Below are 15,605 nucleotides of genomic sequence, written 5' to 3'. Positions count from 1 at the left end.
GGGTGAGCGGCGAGGGCGCGGCGGAGCGCGCCTCGGTCGCGGAATCCGGAGAGCCCTGCGAGCGGCCGCGCAGAGGATTCTGCCGACTCGATCGGCTCAGCGAGCCGCCTACCCGGTCCGGAGTGCCTCGTTCATCGCGCGGACCGTCCGGTAGCCGGAGCGGCGGGCGATCTCGTGGCGCCCGACCCCGCGGTCGCGGGCGTGGAGATCCAGGCGCTCTCGCGCCAGGCTCGCGCGCGCTGCGTGGATCTCGGCGAGCGGAGTCGCGCCGTGAGGGGCGAAAGCGCGGTACAAGTGCCGCCGGGAGACGAGGAGTCGTGCGGCGAGAGTCGTGACGGTGAGGTCCGGGTCCGCGGCCTCCTTCCGGATGAGCTCCAGCGCTCGGCGGTGGAGAGCCTCTTCGGGGGTCGTCGCCTCCGCAACGCCGAGGAGCTCCGGCAGACCGGTCATCAGGCTCTCGACCGCCTGCCGGAACGAGACGAACCCCTGATCGCCGGGATGGATGCTCGAGGAGAGCGCGCTGATCGCGGTCGCGACGAGCACCTCGCGGAAGGCGGTGCTGCCCGCCTCGAGCGTCTCGATCCGGCGGTCGGCGACGTCGGACGGCCAGAGTCCGTACCGGGTTCGCATCTCGATCCGAGCGCTGGCGACGGCTCCGTCCAGGACCCAGGAGCCGTCCGACGGCAGGAGTGCGACGCCGCCGGGACCGAGCGTGCTCGACTGCGACCCGCTGGTGAGAACGACGGCGCCGTCGATCTGCAGGAGGGTCTCGCTCCGGGAGCCGGACCGGCCGTCGGGAGTCCGGCCGAGGCGCGCGGGCGTGTGCCAGACGCGGAGGAGCTCGAACGGCCCGTCGAGGAGCCGATCCGCGAAGAGGTGGAGGGGCCCGCGGGGCTCGCACCAGAACCCGCGGCGGCCCAGCCAGGCGATCGCGTCGCCGTCGCGGAGGGCGAGCCCTCGCTCGGCGAGCTGATCGTGTCGATCGCGGGCAGCGGGGAACGCGGGTGTCGGCTGGTCGGTCACGGCTCCATGACAGCGCACCCGGAGCCGGAGCGGCAGCGATCCCGTCGATTGAGACCGGGTAGCGACGCGATTTGAGACGAAAGCTCACTTCCCCTCCTCGTCCTGCCGCCTCGGGAGACACGCTCGCTTCGCATCACCTCGATGCCTCACCGATCTCGAAGGACTCACATGACCGAGAACACTCCCGGATCCGTCCACCGCCGCACCGTCGTCGCCGGTGCCGCCTGGACCATCCCCGTCGTCGCCACCGCGATCGGCGCACCGCTGGCCGCGGCGTCGGGCGAGACTCCGACGCTCGCCTTCACCAACGGGCCCTACTCCGTCGCCGCGTGCGGCACGCTGAAGGACGTCGTGATCAAGGCGACGACCGATGGCACGACTCCGCCGCCCTCCAACACTCCGGTCACCGTCACTCTCCCGGCAGGTCTCACGTGGTCCAACGGCGAGACGGGCTCGCGGGCTCTGCCCACCGACGGCAACGGCGAGGTCGTGCTCAGCGGCCTCAAGGCGACCGGCACCCCCGGGACCGGGACGATCACCGCAGCGACATCGTCGAACTCGGCTGCGGCTCCCGTCACCGTTTCTGGCGGGGCCTCTCATATCTACATCCTCACCAGCGGCAGCGCCCCGTACAACGGAGTCCTCACCGGTGTGCCTGGTGGCTCGACTCCGATCGGTTCCGGCTTCTGGCTGAAGGACGGGACCATCCGTAGTCAGGACGGTGCTGTGATCGCGACGAACGTCGTGAATTCCGCCGCTGACTTCACGAACTGGGGTTCCGCGAATCAGTCGCGCCTCACCTGGACTGATACTGCCGGTGTCGCTCACCTCTTCATCCAGACCAGCGGCAATGCCCCCTACACCGGAGTCCTCAGCGGCGTGCCGGCCGGGGCGACTCCGGTCGGGACGCTGTTCTGGCTCAAGGACGGCACGATCTACGGCCAGGACGGTGCCGTGATCGCCACGGACGTCGTCGACTCCGCTGCCGATTTCAACAACTGGGGTTCCGCGAACCAGTCGCGACTCACGTGGACCGATTCCGCCGGTGTTGCTCATCTCTACATCCTGACCAGCGGAGGTGCCCCCTACTTCGGCACCCTCACCGGCGTCCCGATCGGCGCGACGCCGGTCGGAACGCTCTTCTGGCTCAAGGACGGCACCATCTACGGTCAGGACGGTGCCGTGATCGCCACGGACGTCGTCGATTCCGCCGCTGACTTCACGAACTGGGGTTCCGCGAATCAGTCGCGCCTCACCTGGACCGACTCGGCCGGTGCGGCTCACCTCTACATCCTGACCAGCGGGGGCGCCCCCTATTCCGGAGTCCTCGGCGGCGTTCCGACGGGGGCGACACCGGTCGGGACGGGCTTCTGGCTCAAGGACGGCACCGTCTACGGTCAGGACGGCGCCGTGATCTCCACCGGAGTCATCAGCTCTGGCGCGAGCTTCAACAACTGGGGCTCGGGCAATCAGTCGGTCCTCGGCTACGCCACCGGAGCGACCTGCTGAAACGTCACGTGGCACCGGCTGGCCCGAGCTGGCCGTAGAGAACTGGACGTCGGACGATCGCCCGGGTTTGTCCTCGGGCGATCGTCCCCTCGGCCGCCGCTGTCGTCGGCGACCGGTTCTTCCTCATGCCGGACGGCACGCTTCTGTACAACAACGGGTCCACGACCGAGATCATCGCGAAGGGCGTGCTCGACGCGAAGTGCCTACGACCACCCCGGTGGCGCCCTCATCGCCAGCTACACGACCGGCGGCTGCTGACCGCGCCGTCGGCGCTGATCCGGTCCCGGTACGAGCGCTCGACCGACCGTCGAGCCGGTACCGGGGCTCCTCCGTGGTTCGACCCCGCGATCGCCGGTCGGGTCCTGGACCCCGTCGGCGAGCTTCCGCCGGCTGGAGTCCGAGCGAGAGCGACTAGTCCTTCCTCGCACGAGCCGCTTCCCGCCGGAACGCGTCCTTCATCATCCGAGTGGACGAGAATCCCGCGCGGCGCGCGACCGAATCGACCTCCTCACTCGTCGGGCTCGTGCCGTCCTCGAGCAATGTGCGAGCGATCGTCACCCTTCTTCGTTCCAGGAAGGTGAGGGGTGTCGTCCCTGCGTTTCGAAAGGCGCGTTGCACGTGCGACTTCGATATCCGCAACTCTTCGGCGACCTCGTCGAGAGTCAGCTCGGGATCGCTTGCGCGAGTGATCAGGATGTCGGCTGCGCGGTGATAGAGATCCCTCCCCCTCGCCTTCTTCTCGACGCCGAGCAGGAGTGCCATGGTCGCGTACTCGATCGATCCCTGCAGATAGGCGAACTCGTTCATCGACGGCTCGATCTCGGAGTTCAACGTGGCGGAGATCTGGCCAGCGAGCATCTCCCGTAACGCGGGAAGCGGTTCGAAAACGGCTCCGTCGCCCCGCTCTGCCGAGATGAAATCACGGGGGACGCCTGCGCTCTCGATCTGCATCAGCGCGAGAGGTGTCGGTGACTCCAGCGACACCTTCGCCCTTCGGTCCCGCCAGATGGCGTACCCGCCGTGAAGGCGACTCTCCTTCCCTCCGATCTCGACTCGCGCATCCCCTTCGATGACGAGGGTGACCTGGGTGATGTCAGGATCGAGCGCCGTCCACCGGCCGGAGATCGTCGATGTCCACTGTCGTCGGATGACGAAGTCGTGCCGGCGGATCTCGTCGGCGTAGAGCTGCTGCGGGCCCGTCTCCTCCGAGAGGCTCCATCCTCGTCGCCGCAGCCATTCCCGGGCGGAAGGCCCCGTCAGCGCGATTCGCCTTTCGGACGAGGAGGCGTTCACGGAACCACCTCGATCGGATTCGGACTGTCGATCCTCGGGGGTCCGCGCGCCAGCACCCCTCGGACATAGGACCACATTCGACCGCTCCGACCGTCACGGCAAAAGGACGGACGTCAGACGCGCAGAGACGAACGTCAGACGCGCATCTCCTCTCGCGAAAGATGATTTCCCGTCTCTCGGTGTCGAAGATCACTCACGTCATCTGTTCTCGTCGACGTTAGGAAATCCGAATGACCAAGAACGACACTTCATCCGCAGTGCAGGCGGGCGCGACCTTCACGGGCTCCGACGGCGTCCAGCGCCGCACGATCGTCGCCGGCGCGGCCTGGACGATCCCGGTCGTCGCGACCGCGATCGGCGCACCGCTCGCAGCGGCATCGGGCGAGGCGCTCACCCTCGCATTCGATCTGCCGCAGTACACCGGCTCCGCGTGCGGCACCATCGACAACGCCCGAGTCGTGGTGAGCAGTGGCGGCGCTGTCGCTCCAGGCGAGTCCGTCACCATCACCCTCTCCGGCGGCTACACCTTCGACGACGGCAGCACGTCGAGGCCCTTCACCTCCGGGGCGGACGGATCGGTGCTCCTCCCTCCGATCACGGTCCCTGCGGGCGGCGGAGACTCGACGATCGTCGCGAGTGCGGGCGCCGCCACGGCGACGGCTGCGCTCTCGGCGCCGCGCGTCGGCGGTGCCTTCCAGATCGGCGTCGGCTCCGGAGTCAGCGCGTTCACCTCCGTGCCGGCAGGGTCCGAGCCGGTCGGTTCCGGATACTTCCTGGCTCCGAACGGTGACCTCTACTACACGAACTCCGTGATGGCCACGGGTATCGACTCCGTCGAGACCTACAGCAACCAGGGAGGCAACTTCGCGAACTTCATCACGGCCGCCGGAGTCGCGGGTCAGGTGGGGGTGTCGGGCGTGCCCACCTACTTCTCGAGCGTCCCGAGCGGATCGACGCCCGTCGGCTCCGGCTTCTTCCTCGCTCCCAACGGTGACCTGTACTACACGAACACGGTCGTCGCCACCGGTGTCGCATCCGCCTCGAGCTACAGCAACGCGGGCCAGAACTTCGCGAACTACGTCACGACCAGCGGCACCGCCTTCCAGGTCGGGAACGCGTCCGGCCCTGATCAGTTCACGTCGGTTCCCCTCGGGTCCACGCCGGTCGGCTCCGGCTACTACCTCACCGACGACGGCGACCTGTACTACACGAACACCCTGGTCGTCTCCGACGTCGCCTCCGTCTCGACGTACAGTGCCCAGCAGGGCAACTATGCCAACTTCGTCACGAACTCGGGGGCGGCGGGTCAGGCGGGAACCGCCGGACCGACGGCCTACTTCCCCAGCGTCCCGGCCGGCTCGACCCCCGTCGGCTCCGGCTACTACCTCGCAGACAACGGCGACCTGTACTACACGAACACCGTCGTCGCCCGGAACGTCAGTGCTGTCTCGACCTACAGCAACGGCGACAACTTCGCGAACTACGTGGTCACCCAGCCCTGCGCGTAGACAGGCGGAAGAACGGCCTCGACCGCTTCTGGCGGTAGGGGCCGTTCTTCGTCGAGCAGAGGCCGTCGGATGCCCGCGCGGGTGGTTCCAGGTCTCGCGAGGACGGGTGGCCTGCTAGGGGAGCGGGTCGTGGTGCTCTCTTGTCTTCAAGGCGCGTCGAAGGGAGTCCACCGAGCCGAATCCCGCCTTCTGCGCCAGCTCGTCCATAGTCAAGCGGATGCCCGCCTTTCGGCTCTCTTCTGTGAATGCGACGGCCGCGCGGCGCCGGATAGCGCGAAGCATATCGCTGGGCGTAGTGGATGTCTCGTCTTTGACTACTCGCCACAGATAGGCGCGGGTGACACCCAATTCCTCGGCGAGTCTATTGACGGTGAAGTTCGGGTCCAATGCTCGCGTCTCGATGCTCGTCAAGGCTCTCCGTGCGAGCGTGTGTGCAGCGGAGTCCGCGACGGCTTCCGAGGTGGTGACAGCGTGCGGGAGGAATGCGCTCCAACACGCCCGAACAGCCGCGACGAAATGAAACGAATCGGTCACGGGGGCGTCCTGATCGAGATTGAGCACGACATTGATGAGCGAGACCAGCGCCGAATGCGACCACCCCTGATCCTGGCGCCTCCAGAGAAGCGCGGGAAAGGCCGCCTCGTCGAGGCCCGATGGCTCTTCTTCCTGCAATTCGATCTCGATGCGCGCGCCTGCCGTGGTCGACTGCATCAGTATCCGCTGTCCGGCTTCGACTGCGAACGAGTCACCAGCGAGAACCTCCACAAGGTCCGATGATCCATGCCCCTCCTGCCACGGCTGGATATCCAGAGAAGAGTCGAGCTGAAGTATGACGAGTAGTGCGTTCTGCGGTGCTTCGAGAATTCCTGATACCGGGCTGTGCCACGTCCTCGTGAGGCGGAGACCGGGCAATGTCCTTTCGTCGACGACCACCTCGGACGGGCCCGTCGGTGTGAGTCCGCGAGACGAGAACCAGGCTGTGCCGGCATCACCGCGAAGAATCATTCGGCGCTCGCTCCGATCGGGCCGCGACGCCGTCTCGCTCCGGGCGGGGAGGATTCTCGACGTTGATCGGCAATCCGAAAATAGCCGTCAGCGACGCTCGTCCACATACGGATGCATTACGTATACAAGCTAGGCCGCAACAGGTATGCAAAACCGCCGCTGCGGTGGACCCGAGCGCGAGGGATCGTCATCATCTGACCGTCCCCATAAAGCGAAAGGTTCTCATGACTCACAATCAGCCCGATTTCGTCCGCGACTCGAATGGAGGCGTTCAGCGCCGCACTCTCGTCGCCGGCGCCGCCTGGACGATCCCGGTCGTCGCCACCGCTGTCGGCGCACCGCTCGCGGCGGCGTCGGGCGAGGCGCCGACGCTCGCCTTCACGAACGGGCCCTACACGGTCGCTGCGTGCGGCACCCTGAAGGACGTCGTCATCAAGGCGACCACCGACGGTACGACCGCGCCGCCCACCGGCACTCTCGTCACCGTCACCCTTCCGGCAGGACTCACCTGGTCGAACGGCGAGACCGGCTCGCGCCCCTTCTCGACCGACGCGAACGGCGAGGTCGTGCTCAGCGGAGTGAAGGCGAGCGGCACCGCCGCAACGGTCACGATCGCCGCGTCGACCTCCAGTGCCACCGCCGCCGCGCCGGTCACGGTGTCGGCTGCGGGTAACGCCTGGGCGTACGTGCACGAGACCAACAGCGCCGCCTCGATGGGAGGCAACCGATCGGGTGTCGTTGGAAACGGCTACTTCCTCGACTCCGAGGGCAACCTCTACTACTACGAGAACCCCAACCCCGTCGCCACCGGCGTGGCATCTGCAGTCGGCTACCTCGACGCGGCCAACAATCACTACGTCGACTACGTCAAGACCGATGGGAGCTCCTTCGCCTACCGCGCCGAGGACAACAACACCGCCTCCTTCGGCGGTGACCGCTCCACCGCTGTCGGCAATGGGTACTTCCTCTCACCCGACGGCGGCCTCTACTACTACGAGAACCCCAATCCGGTCGCGACGGGCGTCACTTCCGCTTTCGGCTACCTCGACACCGCCAACAACCACTACGTCGACTACATCGACTCCACCGGGAACGCCTTCGGCTATCGGGTCGAGGACAACAACACCGCCTCCTTCGGCGGCCCCCGCTCGAAGGCGGTCGGCAACGGGTACTTCCTCTCGCCCGACGGTGGCCTGTACTACTACGAGAACCCCAATCCGGTCGCGACGGGCGTCACCTCCGCGATCGGCTACATGGACTCCGCCAACAACCACTACGTCGACTACGTCGACTCGACCGGCAACAGCTTCACCTACCGCGTCGAGGACAACAGCACCGCGTCCCACGGCGGCGACCGTTCGACCGCAGTCGGTGTCGGCTACTTCCTCTCCCCTGAGGGTGGCCTCTATTACTACAACGAGCCCAACCCCATCGCTACCGGCGTCACCGCGGCGATCGGCTACATCGACGCAGGCAACAACCACTACGTCGACTACGTCACAGCACCGGCCTGCTGACTCTCCCTGCAACAGCAGGCACCTCGAGCCCGGCCCATCGTCTTCGATGGGCCGGGCTCCCGCCTTTCAGGCCCTGATTCCGGCAGCGCGGTCGCTCGGGAGGGATGCGCCTGACGGCGTAGTGAGAGGAGCGGCTCTGTCGCACACCGCCGAGGTCACCAATGGTCGCAGCGACCTGTCAAGCCGCCGCGGCATCCCAACACCACTGCCTAGCCTCGAACCACGGCGGCGCCTGCCGGCCGGGGGAGGACATCGACATGCGGATCGCGATCGTCGGAGCGACGGGCAATCTGGGGACGGCGCTGCTGCGGCGGCTCGAGCGGGAGGAGTCGGTCGAGGTCGTCGGCATCGCGCGCCGGGCGCCCCGCCCCGACTCCTCCGAGTACCGGGGAGTGACGTGGAAGGAGATCGACGTCGCCTCGAGTGCGGCGCAGCGGCTCCTGCGCGAGGCCTTCGCGGGCGTCGACGCGGTCGTGCACCTGGCGTGGGCGCTCCAGCCCAGCCACGATCCGGCGTTCCAGCGCCTCGTCGAAGTCGGAGGCACGGCGAAGGTGCTCGAGGCGGCGGCCGCGAGCGGGGTCGGGCAGGTGGCGGTGGCCTCCTCCGTCGGCGCCTACAGCGCGGCTCCGAAGTCGCAGCGGGTCGACGAGAGCTGGCCCACGGGCGGGCTGCACACCTCGACCTACAGCGTGCACAAGGCGGCGAACGAGCGGGCGCTCGACGTGTTCGAGGCGGCGTATCCGGAGATCGTCGTCACGCGGCTGCGGCCCGGGCTGGTGTTCCAGAAGGCGGCGGCGACCGAGATCGCGGGGCTCTTCGCGGGGCCGCGCTACCCGACGCGGTGGCTCGGAGGGATCCGGCCGCCGGTGCTGCCGCTGCCGAGCACGATGATCTTCCAGGCGGTGCACGCGGACGACGTCGCCGACGCGTTCTGGCGGGCGATCGACCGTCGGGCGGGCGGCGCGTTCAACATCGCGGCCGAGCCGGTGCTCACACCGCAGCGGATCGCGGACCTCGTCGGCGCGCGCTGGATCCCGGCGCCGACCGGTCTGATCCGCTCGCTCGTCACCGCGACGTGGCACCTGCGGATCCAGCGGACGGACGCGGGGTGGATCGACATCGCGACGAACGTGCCGGTGATGTCGACCGAGCGGGCGCGCGAGGTGCTCGGGTGGGAACCGACGCGGACGGCCGAGGACGCGTTCCGGGAATTGCTCGCCGGACTCGCCGAGCGGACCACGAAGGCGGGATCGGCTCCGCTGCGGGGCTGAGAGAACGAAGAAGGGCGGCGGATCCGGGGATCCACCGCCCTTCTCGTAGGTGAGGGGAGAGGCTACGCCTGTCCGTTCTCCTGCACCGCGTGCTTGGCCTCGCGGGCCGAGTCCTTGACGTCCTCGGTCGCGGACGTGCCGGCGTCCTTGACGTTCGCGGCGGCGTCGGTCGCGGTCTCCTTGACGGACGCGAAGGCCTGCTGCGCGGGCTCCTGGAGCTCGCTCGCCGCCTCCTTCGCCGCGTCGGTGACCTTGTCGACGACCGGCTGGGCCGAGTCCTTGACCTTCGACGCCGCCTGCTTCTCGGCGCTGGACGCCGGGATGAGGGAGGCGACGAGCAGGCCCGCGCCGAGCGCGATCAGGCCGACCGCGAGCGGGTTGCCCTCGGCCTTGCCCTTGACCGAGCCGGCGGCGCCCTTGACGGAGTCGCCCGCTCCGGAGACCGAGCCCGAGACCGAGTCGGTCGCGTCGTGCACGGTGCCCATCACCCGGTCGCGGACCGAGCCGACGGCGTTCTTGACCTTGTCGGTCTGGCGCTGAGCGATGGCGTGCGGGCTGACCTTCTCGGCCAGCGCGTCCACATCCGTGCCCAGCTCGCCGCGGGTGCGCTCGATGTCGGCGCGGATCTCGTCCGCGGTCTTGTTCTGTGCTGCGTCGTACGTCATCGTCCTGCCCCGTTCGGCTTGAGTGATTCGGGAATCTTCTTGAGGGAGTCGACCGTCTCGGGTGCGCCCTCCACCTGCTTGAGGCTCTTGCGCCCGACGGAGTAGAGGATCGCGGCGATGACGCCCCAGATCACGGCGACGACGACGGCCGACCAGCCGTTGTCGATCAGGTGACCCAGGCCCCACCAGAGGGCGATCGAGAGGAACAGCACGGCCATCAGCGCGGCGTAACCGGCGCCTCCGAGCAGTCCTGCACCCTTGCCCGCCTTACCGGCGGACTCCTTGATCTCGGCCTTGGCGAGCGCCATCTCCTGGCGGATCAGCGTGGAGAGGTCGCGGGACACCTCGCCGAGCAGCTCGCCCAGCGACGTGGTGGCGGCGCGTTCGTCTGGGGTCGGCTCGCCGAACCCGGCGCGATGCGCTCCGGTGGAGTCGGTCATGGCCGCCCTCCATCGCGGTAAGTACCGTCGCCCGGGAAGGTGTCGTAGCCCGTCGAGGTCGGCGGCGTGCTCAGCGGGTCGGCGACCGGCTCGGTAGGCAGGTGGTCGCGCTCGAGCGAGCTGCTGCCGGTGGTGCCCGTGTAGGTGTCGTCGACGAAGGGGCTGTCGACGTACGCGGTGTCGACGCTGGACGCGGCGGGGGCGCTGTACTCGGGGCCCGAGGTGGAGGCGGTGGCCTCCTTCTCGTCCTTGGCCTCGGCGGTGAGCGCGCGGAGGAGGCGTCCGCCGACGAGGCCGGTGGCCGCGGCGATCAGGATGAACGCACCCGGACGGCGGCGGGCGAAGGACTTGACGTCCTCCAGCAGCTCGGCGGGCTCGCGGTCCTCGAGCCACGACGCCACGCCCTGGGCGCGATCGGCGAGCTGCGAGACGAGGTTCGTGGCGGCGTTGCTCCCGCCCTCGCCCTTGGCGAGCGAGGTGAGGTCGTCGCTGAAGGCGCGGACGCCCTTGGCGGCGTTGTCCTTCTGGGCGTGCGCCTGCTCGGTCAGCTGGCCGCGGCTCTGGTCGAGGAGGTCCTTGACCTGCACCTTGGCCTCGTGGGCGACGTTCGCCGCCTCCTGCTTGCCGGTGGAGAGCACGTCACCGGCGGCCTGCTTGGCGTCGCCGGCGACGGAGCCGGCCTGCTCCTTCGCGGTGCCGACAGCCTCCTTCGCGGTGTCGACCTTGCCGGAGGTCCCGGAAGTGCCGGTGGTCCCGGTGGTCGTCGTGGTGTCGTAGCTCGCCTCGGTCGCGCCGTAGTTGGCCGCGCCGTTGCCGAACGGAGGTGAATCGGGATCGATGGTGGACATCGTCAGTCCCTTCCAGGATCGAGTCGGGGGAATAGGTGTGCGTGCCGACGGGCCGCTCCGAGGGAATCGGTGCGCCGGCAGTGGCCAGTCTGGGCAGCGCTCCCAGGAAGCGGGAAGGGCGTAGCGCTGAGGCGGCGGACAGGTCTACCATCGCGCCCCCGCGATGCCCGGATCGGGTGCGACGGGGGGCTGCCGTCGAGCGCCTCGGAGCACACTGCGGAGTCGCCGGGAAAGCGCTCTCAACTCGTCGGTCCCGCGGCGGGAACGCTCCGCAGTCAAGCCCCTTCTGGCCCGCGAACAGGGCTGCCTACGGTCGAGAGGACACGGGGTCGCACCCGCCCATATCTGTGAGGAAAGGGATCCATCAGCATGTTCTTCCACAAGCAGGAATTGCAGTTCACGGCGTCGCCCTCCAAGCCCGACGCGGTCTTCGCGAGGAGGTTCCAGGAGGTGCTCGGCGGGCAGTACGGAGAGATCTCCGTCGCCATGCAGTACGGCTTCCAGGCGTGGAACTCGCACGAGCCCGGCAAGTACCGCGACCTGCTGTTCGGCATCGGTGCCGAGGAGTTCGGCCACGTGGAGATGATCGCGGTGATGATCGCCCAGCTGCTCGAGAAGGCTCCGATCGAGCAGTCCGAGGATGCGATGAAGAAGGACCCGGTCCTCGCGGCGGTCATCGGAGGCACCGACATCCAGCACGCGATCGTCGCCGGCGCCGGCGCCCGCCCCGTCGACAGCATGGGCAACCCCTGGCAGGGCTCGTACATCACCGCGAGCGGCAACCTTCTCGCCGACTTCACCGCGAACGCGAACGCCGAGATGCAGGGCCGCCTCCAGGTGGCGCGGCTGTACCACATGACCGACGACCACGGCGTGCGCGACCTCATGTCGTTCCTCCTGGCCCGCGACACCATGCACCAGAACCAGTGGATGGCGGCCGCCGCCGAGCTGCGCGCGGAGGGCAAGGAGGACCTGCCGGTGCCCTCGAACTTCCCGCTCGCGAACGAGGAGCGCTCGGTCTCGTACCAATACCTCAACTTCTCGGACGGGCAGGCCGCCAAGGAGGGCACCTGGGCGTCGGGCCCCACCCCCGACGGCAAGGGCGAGTTCAGCTACCACGACGGGCCGACCACCAGCGCCCCGATGCCGCCGGCCACCCAGCCGGACCCGCGCTTCTACGGCACCGACCCCAAGCCGAACATCGTCGAGAAGGTCACCGGAGCGGTCAAGGACGCGGTGAGCAAGAAGTGACCGCCCGACGGATCCTCGGGGCGCTCGGCGCCTCCGCCCTGATGGTCGGCCTGCTGGCAGGCTGCACGGGCGACGCGCAGACGCCGAACCAGTCGGGCAGCGCGGTGCCGACCAGCGCCGACGACGGATCGACCCAGACGCCCACGAATCCGCCGTCGGACACTCCGGCGTCCGAGACGGCGACTCCCGCGACCTGAGGGGCGGAGCTTGGCCCTCCCCGGGCCGGGACGCAACCCCCTGCCCCTGTTCAGGTGGTAGCGAGCTTCGATGCCTAACGTCGTGCTCAACGATCAGTGAAGGAGGCACCACCTATGGGGCTCGATGACAAGATCAAGAACGCCGCTCAGGACATCGCCGGCAAGGCGAAGGAAGCCGTCGGCGACCACAAGAACGACCAGGACCTGAAGGCCGAAGGCCAGAAGGACCAGGCTGCCGCCTCGACCAAGAAGGTCGGCGAGGACGTCAAGGACGTCTTCAAGTAGGCAGTCACTCACGTCGGCGGCGCTCCCCTCGCGGGGGCGCCGCCTTCGTGCGTTAACCAGCCTCGGAGCCGTGGCCGAGCAGAACGTCGGCCAGGAGTGCTTGTCAGCCACGATGGTGGCTGAGCCCTACTCCTGGCCGACGTTCTGATCGCGGAAGGGGAGCCCTACGGCTGCAGGACGACCTTGATGCAGCCGTCCTCCTTCTTCTGGAACGTCTCGTAGAGGCCCGGTGCATCCTCGAGCGGCGCGTGGTGCGTGACGAGGTCCATGACGCCCAGCGGATCGCTCGGGTCCTCGACGAGCGGCAGCAGCTCGTCGATCCAGCGCTTCACGTTGCACTGGCCCATCTTGAGCGTGACCTGCTTGTCGAACATCGACTTCAACGGCAGCGGGTCCGCCTCGCCGCCGTACACGCCGCTCAGCGACACGGTCCCGCCGCGGCGCACCAGCTCGAGTCCGCCCTGGATCGCGGCGAGCCGGTCCACTCCGACCGTGTCCATCGCCTTCCGCGCGAGCGGATCGGGCAGCAGCCCGGCCATCGACTGCGCGAGCGACCCGACGGGTGAGCCGTGCGCCTCCATGCCGACCGCGTCCACGACGGAGTCGGGGCCGCGCCCCTCGGTCAGGTCGCGCAGCTCGGCGACCACGTCGTCCGTGAGATCGAACACCTCGACGCCGTGACGCGCCGCCATGGCGCGGCGCTCGGCGACCGGGTCGATCGCGAGCACCCGGAAGCCCTTGTGCACGCCGATGCGGGCGGCGAACTGACCGACCGGGCCGAGCCCGTAGACGGCCAGCGTGCCTCCCTCCGGGACCTGCGCGTAGTCGACGCCCTGCCAGGCGGTCGGCACGATGTCGCTGAGGAAGAGGTAGCGGTCGTCGGGCAGGTCGGTGCCGACCTTGACGGTGTTGTAGTCGGCGAGCGGCACGCGGAGGAACTCCGCCTGCCCGCCCGGGACCTGGCCGTACATCTTCGTGTAGCCGAAGAGCGCGGCGCCCGACTGGTACTCGGTGACCTGCGTCGTCTCGCACTGCGACTGCAGTCCGCGACGGCACATGAAGCACTCGCCGCAGGCGATGTTGAAGGGGACGACGACGCGATCGCCGACCGACAGCGAGGTCACTCCGGCGCCCACCTCCTCGACGACGCCCATCGGCTCGTGGCCGAGGATGTCGCCCTTGTCGAGGTACGGCCCGAGGAGGCGGTACAGGTGCAGGTCCGATCCGCAGATCGCGGTCGATGTGATGCGGACGATCGCGTCCGTGGGCTGCTGGATGCGGGGGTCGGGGACGGTCTCGACCGAGACCTTCTCGACGCCCTGCCACGTGAGTGCGCGCATGCTTGCTCCGTTCTGACCGGCGCTCGCCGGTCGTGCCCCTCCAGGCCACACCGAGCGGGGAGGGGCTGTCAGGGGGTTGACGCCGTGGCGCCGGGATCGTCGGCGGATACTCGGCCTGCCGGGGATTCTCGGGCCGCGGGCAGCGCGCACTGGGAGGACGTGCATCCGGCGTTCACCTCGCACACGGGCGACGAGTGGTGTGATGGGGGGATGGAAGCTCTCTACACCGCTATCGCCCACGCCTCCGGTGGAGGACGCGACGGTCACGTCCGCACCGAGGACGACCGCCTCGACCTCGACACCCGCCCGCCCCAGGAGCTCGGCGGCTCCGGGGACGGCACCAACCCCGAGCAGCTGTTCGCGGCCGGCTACTCCGCCTGCTTCCTCGGCGCCCTGCACGGCGCCGGCCGGGAGCTGAAGATCGACACGACCGATGCGGCCGTGTCGGCGAGCGTCTCGATCGGCAAGAACGACGACGGCGGATTCGGCCTCGCGGTCGAACTCGACATCCACGTTCCGAACGCGAGCCCGGAGCAGGCGCAGCAGGTCGCCGAGAAGGCGCACACGCTGTGCCCGTACTCGAACGCGACCCGCGGGAACATCCCCGTGGAGCTGACGATCGTCTCCTGACGACGCGCCCTTCGACGGCCCCTGCTCCTCGCGGAGCGGGGGCCTTCGTCGTCGACGGGGTCCGTTAGGGTCGGACGCATGACCGAGAACCCGTCGCTCGAGGAGTCGGAGGCCCGGGCCGAGCTCGAGCAGATCCGGCAGAGCATCGACAACATCGACGCCGCCCTGATCCACCTGCTCGCGGAGCGCTTCAAGTTCACGCAGAAGGTCGGGCGGCTGAAGGCGGCGCACGGACTTCCGGCCGCCGACCTCGACCGCGAGGCGCGCCAGATCGCGCGGCTGCGGTCGCTGGCGGAGGAGTCGCACCTGGATCCGGCGTTCGCCGAGAAGTTCCTGGGCTTCATCGTCGCCGAGGTCATCCACCACCACGAGCAGATCGCGAACGGCGCGGAGGCCTGAGTCCCTGAGCGCCGCCTGCGCGATCTGCAGGTGCTCGTGAGATCTGCAGGTGTTCGTGCGATCTGCAGGGGATCCGGGCTGATCCGCGTCCTGCGATGTGGAGGGAAGCGCGTTCCCGGGCGGAATGCCTGCAGACGGTACGAGGGCTGCTCGGCTGCGTGCCGCCTCCGAAGCGGTCCTCGTGCGATCTGCAGGTGTTCGTGCGATCTGCAGGGGATCCGGCTCCGATGCCTGCTGGTCGTGCGGGGGGATGCGCGTTCCCGGGCGGGATGCCTGCAGATGGTACGAGGAGTGACCGGGAGGGCGCGCCTCCGGAGTGGTGCTCGTACGATCTGCAGGTGATGAGGGCGGATCCGCGTCCTGCGACGCGGGGGGAAGCGCGTTCCCCCGCGGATCCCCTGCAGATCGTACGTCGAGCCCGCCC

Annotated in this window: 16 protein-coding genes; 9 read left to right on the top strand and 7 right to left on the bottom strand. The window is 68.8% G+C overall.

Translation table 11 applies throughout. From position 1 onward, the window contains the following. Positions 1 to 108: 108 nt before the first annotated feature. Positions 109 to 1,023, bottom strand: a complete 915-nt coding sequence (locus tag C1I63_RS03765) for a helix-turn-helix transcriptional regulator (protein WP_107573827.1) — start codon at positions 1,021 to 1,023, stop codon at positions 109 to 111. A 168-nt stretch (positions 1,024 to 1,191) separates the two neighbouring features. On the opposite strand from C1I63_RS03765, the gene C1I63_RS03760 reads away from it, so the two are divergent. After that, the gene (locus C1I63_RS03760; protein ID WP_107573826.1) at positions 1,192 to 2,532 is read left to right on the top strand and encodes a hypothetical protein; all 1,341 of its coding nucleotides are present in this window, start codon (positions 1,192 to 1,194) and stop codon (positions 2,530 to 2,532) included. A gap of 411 nt (positions 2,533 to 2,943) precedes the next feature. Here C1I63_RS03760 and C1I63_RS03755 read toward each other — a convergent pair whose 3' ends face one another. Continuing rightward, a complete protein-coding gene (locus C1I63_RS03755) occupies positions 2,944 to 3,825 on the bottom strand; it encodes a helix-turn-helix transcriptional regulator (protein WP_107573825.1) in 882 nt (293 codons plus the stop codon). 230 nt (positions 3,826 to 4,055) lie between these two features. Between C1I63_RS03755 and C1I63_RS03750 the strand changes: the two genes are divergently transcribed. Further along, complete coding sequence (locus C1I63_RS03750) at positions 4,056 to 5,333, top strand: hypothetical protein (protein ID WP_107573824.1); 1,278 nt, start codon at positions 4,056 to 4,058, stop codon at positions 5,331 to 5,333. A 114-nt stretch (positions 5,334 to 5,447) separates the two neighbouring features. Here C1I63_RS03750 and C1I63_RS03745 read toward each other — a convergent pair whose 3' ends face one another. Beyond that, complete coding sequence (locus C1I63_RS03745) at positions 5,448 to 6,044, bottom strand: helix-turn-helix domain-containing protein (protein ID WP_170116305.1); 597 nt, start codon at positions 6,042 to 6,044, stop codon at positions 5,448 to 5,450. A gap of 518 nt (positions 6,045 to 6,562) precedes the next feature. Between C1I63_RS03745 and C1I63_RS03740 the strand changes: the two genes are divergently transcribed. Together C1I63_RS03740 and C1I63_RS03735 are read left to right on the top strand one after the other, a co-directional pair. After that, on the top strand, positions 6,563 to 7,855 hold the full coding sequence (locus C1I63_RS03740) for a hypothetical protein (RefSeq protein ID WP_107573822.1): 1,293 nt from the start codon (positions 6,563 to 6,565) through the stop codon (positions 7,853 to 7,855). Positions 7,856 to 8,112: 257 nt separating this feature from the next. After that, complete coding sequence (locus tag C1I63_RS03735; protein ID WP_107573821.1) at positions 8,113 to 9,126, top strand: NAD-dependent epimerase/dehydratase family protein; 1,014 nt, start codon at positions 8,113 to 8,115, stop codon at positions 9,124 to 9,126. A 62-nt stretch (positions 9,127 to 9,188) separates the two neighbouring features. Here the strand turns inward: C1I63_RS03735 and C1I63_RS03730 are convergent, their stop codons facing one another. The 3 genes from C1I63_RS03730 to C1I63_RS03720 are packed head-to-tail and all read right to left on the bottom strand — an operon-like array spanning position 9,189 to position 11,079. Further along, positions 9,189 to 9,791 (bottom strand): DUF3618 domain-containing protein, encoded by a 603-nt coding sequence (locus tag C1I63_RS03730; RefSeq protein ID WP_055794241.1) that lies wholly within the window; start codon positions 9,789 to 9,791, stop codon positions 9,189 to 9,191. Then, positions 9,788 to 10,231, bottom strand: coding sequence for a phage holin family protein (locus tag C1I63_RS03725; RefSeq protein ID WP_056868691.1), 444 nt, complete (start codon positions 10,229 to 10,231; stop codon positions 9,788 to 9,790). The genes C1I63_RS03730 and C1I63_RS03725 overlap by 4 nt, the downstream gene beginning before the upstream one ends. Beyond that, the gene (locus tag C1I63_RS03720) at positions 10,228 to 11,079 is read right to left on the bottom strand and encodes a hypothetical protein (RefSeq protein ID WP_107573820.1); all 852 of its coding nucleotides are present in this window, start codon (positions 11,077 to 11,079) and stop codon (positions 10,228 to 10,230) included. Before C1I63_RS03720 ends, C1I63_RS03725 begins: the two co-directional genes overlap by 4 nt. Before the next feature lie 369 nt (positions 11,080 to 11,448). Between C1I63_RS03720 and C1I63_RS03715 the strand changes: the two genes are divergently transcribed. The 3 genes from C1I63_RS03715 (at position 11,449) to C1I63_RS03705 (ending at position 12,812) form a co-directional block, all read left to right on the top strand. After that, on the top strand, positions 11,449 to 12,330 hold the full coding sequence (locus tag C1I63_RS03715) for a manganese catalase (RefSeq protein WP_107573819.1): 882 nt from the start codon (positions 11,449 to 11,451) through the stop codon (positions 12,328 to 12,330). After that, positions 12,327 to 12,527: a hypothetical protein gene (locus C1I63_RS03710; protein WP_055794248.1), complete on the top strand. Its 201-nt coding sequence runs from the start codon at positions 12,327 to 12,329 to the stop codon at positions 12,525 to 12,527. The genes C1I63_RS03715 and C1I63_RS03710 overlap by 4 nt, the downstream gene beginning before the upstream one ends. A 114-nt stretch (positions 12,528 to 12,641) precedes the next feature. After that, positions 12,642 to 12,812, top strand: coding sequence for a CsbD family protein (locus C1I63_RS03705; RefSeq protein WP_055794249.1), 171 nt, complete (start codon positions 12,642 to 12,644; stop codon positions 12,810 to 12,812). 164 nt (positions 12,813 to 12,976) lie between these two features. Here C1I63_RS03705 and C1I63_RS03700 read toward each other — a convergent pair whose 3' ends face one another. Next, positions 12,977 to 14,152, bottom strand: a complete 1,176-nt coding sequence (locus C1I63_RS03700; RefSeq protein WP_107573818.1) for a zinc-dependent alcohol dehydrogenase — start codon at positions 14,150 to 14,152, stop codon at positions 12,977 to 12,979. 210 nt (positions 14,153 to 14,362) lie between these two features. Here C1I63_RS03700 and C1I63_RS03695 point away from each other — a divergent pair, with 210 nt between their 5' ends. Both C1I63_RS03695 and C1I63_RS03690 read left to right on the top strand, forming a co-directional pair. Further along, entirely contained in the window at positions 14,363 to 14,782 is a 420-nt protein-coding gene (locus tag C1I63_RS03695; RefSeq protein ID WP_107573817.1) for an organic hydroperoxide resistance protein, read from the top strand. A 78-nt stretch (positions 14,783 to 14,860) separates the two neighbouring features. Further along, positions 14,861 to 15,181 (top strand): chorismate mutase, encoded by a 321-nt coding sequence (locus tag C1I63_RS03690; protein ID WP_055794255.1) that lies wholly within the window; start codon positions 14,861 to 14,863, stop codon positions 15,179 to 15,181. Positions 15,182 to 15,605 lie beyond the last annotated feature (424 nt).

Origin of the sequence: Rathayibacter caricis DSM 15933 (assembly GCF_003044275.1) — a bacterium.
In the GTDB taxonomy this organism is placed as follows: Bacteria; Actinomycetota; Actinomycetes; order Actinomycetales; family Microbacteriaceae; genus Rathayibacter; species Rathayibacter caricis.
This window is presented reverse-complemented; position numbering and strand designations above follow the sequence as displayed.

What these genes read in the sequence shown, in the direction of transcription:
- C1I63_RS03705 (WP_055794249.1), top strand. Translation starts at nt 12,642, where the DNA reads ATGGGGCTCGATGACAAGATCAAGAACGCCGCTCAGGACATCGCCGGC.
- C1I63_RS03700 (WP_107573818.1), bottom strand. Translation starts at nt 14,152, where the DNA reads ATGCGCGCACTCACGTGGCAGGGCGTCGAGAAGGTCTCGGTCGAGACC.
- C1I63_RS03760 (WP_107573826.1), top strand. Translation starts at nt 1,192, where the DNA reads ATGACCGAGAACACTCCCGGATCCGTCCACCGCCGCACCGTCGTCGCC.
- C1I63_RS03745 (WP_170116305.1), bottom strand. Translation starts at nt 6,044, where the DNA reads ATGCAGTCGACCACGGCAGGCGCGCGCATCGAGATCGAATTGCAGGAA.
- C1I63_RS03720 (WP_107573820.1), bottom strand. Translation starts at nt 11,079, where the DNA reads ATGTCCACCATCGATCCCGATTCACCTCCGTTCGGCAACGGCGCGGCC.
- C1I63_RS03715 (WP_107573819.1), top strand. Translation starts at nt 11,449, where the DNA reads ATGTTCTTCCACAAGCAGGAATTGCAGTTCACGGCGTCGCCCTCCAAG.
- C1I63_RS03750 (WP_107573824.1), top strand. Translation starts at nt 4,056, where the DNA reads ATGACCAAGAACGACACTTCATCCGCAGTGCAGGCGGGCGCGACCTTC.
- C1I63_RS03725 (WP_056868691.1), bottom strand. Translation starts at nt 10,231, where the DNA reads ATGACCGACTCCACCGGAGCGCATCGCGCCGGGTTCGGCGAGCCGACC.
- C1I63_RS03690 (WP_055794255.1), top strand. Translation starts at nt 14,861, where the DNA reads ATGACCGAGAACCCGTCGCTCGAGGAGTCGGAGGCCCGGGCCGAGCTC.
- C1I63_RS03730 (WP_055794241.1), bottom strand. Translation starts at nt 9,791, where the DNA reads ATGACGTACGACGCAGCACAGAACAAGACCGCGGACGAGATCCGCGCC.
- C1I63_RS03740 (WP_107573822.1), top strand. Translation starts at nt 6,563, where the DNA reads ATGACTCACAATCAGCCCGATTTCGTCCGCGACTCGAATGGAGGCGTT.
- C1I63_RS03735 (WP_107573821.1), top strand. Translation starts at nt 8,113, where the DNA reads ATGCGGATCGCGATCGTCGGAGCGACGGGCAATCTGGGGACGGCGCTG.
- C1I63_RS03695 (WP_107573817.1), top strand. Translation starts at nt 14,363, where the DNA reads ATGGAAGCTCTCTACACCGCTATCGCCCACGCCTCCGGTGGAGGACGC.